We start from the raw sequence: 4,608 nt of genomic DNA on the forward strand, positions 1-4,608 counted from the left end.
ATGGAGTGCCAGAATCTCTTCCTCGATCGTTCCCTTGGCGATGATACGGTAAACCATCACCGGTTTGTCTTGGCCGTAACGATGGGCTCGGTCGGTAGCTTGGTCTTCGACCGCCGGATTCCACCACGGATCCATGTGGATCACATAGTCGGCCGCGGTCAAATTCAATCCCGTCCCGCCCGCTTTCAGCGAGATCAAGAAGACATTGGCAGTCCCTTGCTGAAAACGATCAACTGCTTGTTGACGTGCCGTAGCCGGCGTTGATCCGTCGAGATATTCGTAAGTGATTCCGCGTGCCTCGAGCGCCGTTCGGATCAATGCCAAGTGGGCGGTGAATTGGCTAAACACAAGCGCGCGGTGTCCTTCTTCGCGAAGACTATCGAGCGTTTCGCATAATTGGTCCAGTTTCGCGGAGGACTCGGTCCACGTTTCATTGACCAACCCGGCGTGGCAAGAAATTTGACGAAGCCGCGTCAGCATCGCCAGAATTTTGAACCGCTGGTCTTTGATTTCGGTTTGGGATTCGAGCTGTTCGATTTCGCCGATCGCGACCCGCCGCACCTTCTCGTATTCGGCGCGTTCGGCGGGGCTCAGGTCGACATACAAATTCATTTCCGTTCGCGGCGGCAATTCTGTCAGCACCTCGGATTTGGTCCGTCGCAACACAAACGGCTTCAATCGTTCAGCCAACGCCTTGCGGGCAGCTTCGTCGTTCTGTTTTTCAATCGGCAAGGCAAATCGTTTACGAAAATGATCCCAACCGCCAAACACGCCGGGGGAAACGACATGGAACAGGCTCCACAATTCACCGAGATGATTTTCGACGGGCGTGCCTGTCAGTGCCACGATCCAATCGGCCTTGAGTGCGGCAATCGCCTTAGACGTTTTGCTGCGGCTATTTTTGATCGCCTGAGCCTCGTCTAGCACGATCGTGCCCCATTGGACCTTCGCGAGTGCTTCGGCATCACGCAGGACCAACCCGTAACTGCAAATGACAAGGTTGCCAGGACCTACCGATGGCAAAAACTCTTCACGCTCGGTTTCACGGTAAAGATGCACGTTCAAATCGGGGGCAAACCGGCCGGCTTCACGAGCCCAATTGAATCCGACCGAGGTGGGGGCGATCACCAAGCTGGGACCGATTTCGGATCGATCCAAGAGCACCGCAAGCGTTTGCAGCGTTTTGCCTAACCCCATGTCATCGGCCAAAATCCCGCCGACGCCCCATTCGGCGAGTCGACGCATCCATTTGTATCCGTCGACTTGATAGTCACGCAGCGTTGCGTCAAGATTCTTAGGGAGCGAGGGATTCAGTTTTTCGGCGCGGTTGAGTCGAGTCAGACATTTCTGCCACGATTTGGCCGCTTTGATTTCGATGTCTGATTCCATCAGATCACGGATCGCCGGCGCTGCAGTGGCATCGAGTTTTAGTGTTTGACGATCCGCGTGCGTCGCATCATGCAGGCGATGAAGCCGTTTGCGTAGCGAATCGGAAATACGGGCCCAGCCGCCGTCACCGACTCGGACGAAGTCGCCCTCGATCGCGTCGGCGGTTGCCGACGAAAGCCCATCCATCAGTGCTTTCAGAGGGATTTTCGTGTCGCCAAAATCACACTCGCCAGTGATGCCAAACCAATTTCGTTTGCTGGTGATGTCGACCCGCACATTTTTGCTGGAAAGACTTCCCAGAACCGAGATTGGTTTCTCGCTCCGTTTGTCCCACAGCACCTCGATATCGAGTTCACTTGATTTGAGTCGTTCGATGACGCTCAGTGCGGTGCGAAAATCAGTGATCGTACCGAATCCGGTGCTGTCGTCGATCTCCAGATCAAGTGACTCGGTGATCTGATGAGCTCGCTGAAACTCGTCTGTGGCAACACGTTGGACTTGGACCGATTTCTGTTCGCGCGTGATCGTGACGACCATCGGATCCGCCCCCGGGCGTCGCAGGATTCCGGCCGCATCGCGAAAGCGAATCCCATAGTCCATCGCCCCGTCACTGCGTGATCTCAGCAACAACACGAGCGTTGCCGGTTCTTGAACGATCGGTCCGGCATGCGATTCGGGCAGTCGCAACGAAATTCGTTTTTGCAGCGGACGCACCTTCTCGATGACCGCATCGATTTGGTCGTCGTCGAATTGGCCAAGCCCGACGGCATCACGCATCAGTTCGACGTTCTCGCCATTCATTTCGCTCAGATACAAGACACGATTTTCCGAGTCAATGCTCAAGAACGCATCAGGCGTGCAAAGCACTTTTGCGTCTCGAATTTTTCCGTTTTCATCGGTAAAGCCAAACGCCCATTTTTCGCTTTGTTTCAGTGGCAACAGGGCTAGATAAATGGAGGCTCGAACAATCTGGCAGGGCTCGCCATCGATCATCACATTGGGCTGATCGACAAGCAGTGGCAACGCGTGAAACGCATCCAGGATCAATCCCGATCCACCGTAGTAGTAACCCTCGTCGTCGCGCGCAATACCCGCGACCACTCGGCGGTCTGCGGTTGTTAGCGGCAGATCCACCTCTTTGACGATCCGGTCCAACGTCAATTTCTTGCCCTTGGTGTAGCCACCGCCCCGTTTTTTCTGCATTTGCAGAACAGGGCCCACCGAAATATATCCGTCTTCGAGTTTGAAATCCCATGCGACACGCTGAACTCGTTGCTCTTGAAGAATCGGCAAGCTGTCGTCACCCGAGGCGACGTCATCGGATGTCAGCGAGGATTCAAACTCCATCAACGCATTCAATCGCCGAATCGCTCGCGCTTTTAAATCGATCTCAAAGCGAGCGTAGTTTGCTTTGCCGCTGGCAAACGTTCCCTGGATGATGTTTCGCGATAGAGGCGAGTTCAAGAATTCCAGTTGGTCCAACAAGTAATCGACGAATTCATATTGATGCAGACAAGCTTGCTTGCCCGCTGCGTCGTCACAATTGCATCCCGTTGATGGCTCGGCATCGTCGACTCGGGCAAACACCTCGAACTTATTTCGTGCAGCGATCACGACGCCATGAAATTCTCCCGTCGAGAAAACCTGCTCGGCGGAACAGCGAACGTGGTTAAAGTTGCTCTGTCGGGCGATCGCATGGGGAAACGCGTTGAGCATATCGACCAACCGGTCGTGCCACTGCGAATACCGGCGTCGGCCTGCGTTGGGATCGGCTTTGGGCGGCAATAGAAAAGAGGGCAAGCTCGCGCCATCTGCCGTTGCTCTTGCCTTTGCGAGTTGGGCAAGTGCGGCCCGCATGGCTCGTGGGTCTAAAGATCCGTCTTTCATTGCAGCAAGCCTTTTGCGTGAATCATAACGCGGCGTCATGGTCGCTAAGCCAAGCTTGCGGCCCGCGACCGAGATTTGCGTCGTTGTACCAAATTCGCGTTTTATTGCCGAGTCATGACGCCAAAGCGAGCGTCACCGCGGTGGTCGCAGTGGTCTAATGGTTCGCTTGGCCTTTGATCGTCCGCTGGGCAACTTCCCAGGCATCCGCAAGATGAGCCAAGTAGCCGTCAGGACTGAGCAATGATCCCACGTCCTGGCTTTCGATTTCAAACAGCCAGCCTTCACCATAGGTATCGGCATTGATGACCGATGGGTCCGTTAAACAGGTCTCGTTGATCGCCACCAAGACGCCGGCAATCGGCGAATACAGGTCGCTTTCCGCCTTCTTGCTTTCGATTGCCCCCATCAATTGACGCGACGCGATGGGGGTCGCCGGTTCGAGTGTCCACTCTAAAAAGTAGACATCTTGCAACAGCCGCACGGCATAGCCGGTCAGCCCGAAACGCCAACGATCGCCCGTGGTTTGTAACGCCCACATGTGATTGCTGACGTACATGCGGTCGCCAGGAAATTCGGCGGTAAATTCGCCCATCGCGAACGAGAACGAATCACTGCTCACGTGTAGCGAACCCCTTGGTGCTCAGGCTCGAAGAACGCGGGCAACAATGCGTCGGCACGAAGTAATCCATCGCGAGTCAGACCGATGGTGTCGCCATCGATGGTGACCAAACCCTCTTCGACGTAGCTGTTCCATTGGTCTTGCCAATCTGAGACGATGTCGACTCCAAATTTGTCGCGGAAATAGCCGACCTCTAAATAGCCTCGCTTGAGCAACAGGATCATTTCGCGAACCAAGCGTTGGTGATCGGTGGGAACGAACCCACGTCCGAGCGGCAATTCGCCCGCTTCGATCGCACCGAGATATTGTTCAAGTTCAGGCAGGTTTTGGTAATGCACTCCGCTGGCGTGTCCAAAGCTGGCGATTCCGGTTGCCAACAAATCGGCGCCCTGCCACAGGTTGTCACGATACGAGAAGTTCACTTTGCTAGGGTCTTTGACCACGGTGTAGGCGCTGCTGACGCTGTAGCCTGCCGCAATGAATTCGCTGAATGCGTAATCGACCCAAGCTCGTTTGGTCTCCCAATCGGCCACGGGGCTTTCGACTTTGTTACCGAGAATGTCCTTGCTGTAGACCGTGTTAAACGGCAACTCCATTTGATAGATCGTGACGCTTTCGGGGGACAGTTCGAGCGTCCGTCGCACGTTCTCTTTCCAATTGTCCCAGGTCTCGCCGACCATGCCGGAGATCAAATCGATGTTGACGTTGGGGAA

Annotated in this window: 3 protein-coding genes and 1 pseudogene; 1 reads left to right on the forward strand and 3 read right to left on the reverse strand. The window is 55.0% G+C overall.

Features of this window, described 5'->3' with window-relative positions; genetic code table 11:
* Window positions 1-3,276 (reverse strand): DEAD/DEAH box helicase (locus tag ABX962_RS30885; protein WP_372725354.1); only part of this gene is annotated, 3,276 nt, incomplete at its 3' end.
* Between the two features lie 17 nt (window positions 3,277-3,293).
* Between ABX962_RS30885 and ABX962_RS30890 the strand changes: the two genes are divergently transcribed.
* The gene (locus ABX962_RS30890; protein WP_372725356.1) at window positions 3,294-3,434 is read left to right on the forward strand and encodes a hypothetical protein; all 141 of its coding nucleotides are present in this window, start codon (window positions 3,294-3,296) and stop codon (window positions 3,432-3,434) included.
* On the opposite strand, the gene ABX962_RS30895 is transcribed toward ABX962_RS30890, so the two are convergent.
* Together ABX962_RS30895 and ABX962_RS30900 are read right to left on the reverse strand one after the other, a co-directional pair.
* On the reverse strand, window positions 3,431-3,868 hold the full coding sequence (locus ABX962_RS30895) for a glycine cleavage system protein H (RefSeq protein WP_372725357.1): 438 nt from the start codon (window positions 3,866-3,868) through the stop codon (window positions 3,431-3,433). The genes ABX962_RS30890 and ABX962_RS30895 overlap by 4 nt on opposite strands.
* A 23-nt stretch (window positions 3,869-3,891) precedes the next feature.
* Window positions 3,892-4,608: pseudogene (locus ABX962_RS30900) on the reverse strand (coproporphyrinogen III oxidase); the annotation flags it as partial.

It is taken from the genome of Novipirellula sp. (assembly GCF_041583735.1).
Taxonomy (GTDB): Bacteria; Planctomycetota; Planctomycetia; order Pirellulales; family Pirellulaceae; genus Novipirellula.

What these genes read in the sequence shown, in the direction of transcription:
- ABX962_RS30895 (WP_372725357.1), bottom strand. Translation starts at nt 3,868, where the DNA reads ATGGGCGAATTTACCGCCGAATTTCCTGGCGACCGCATGTACGTCAGC.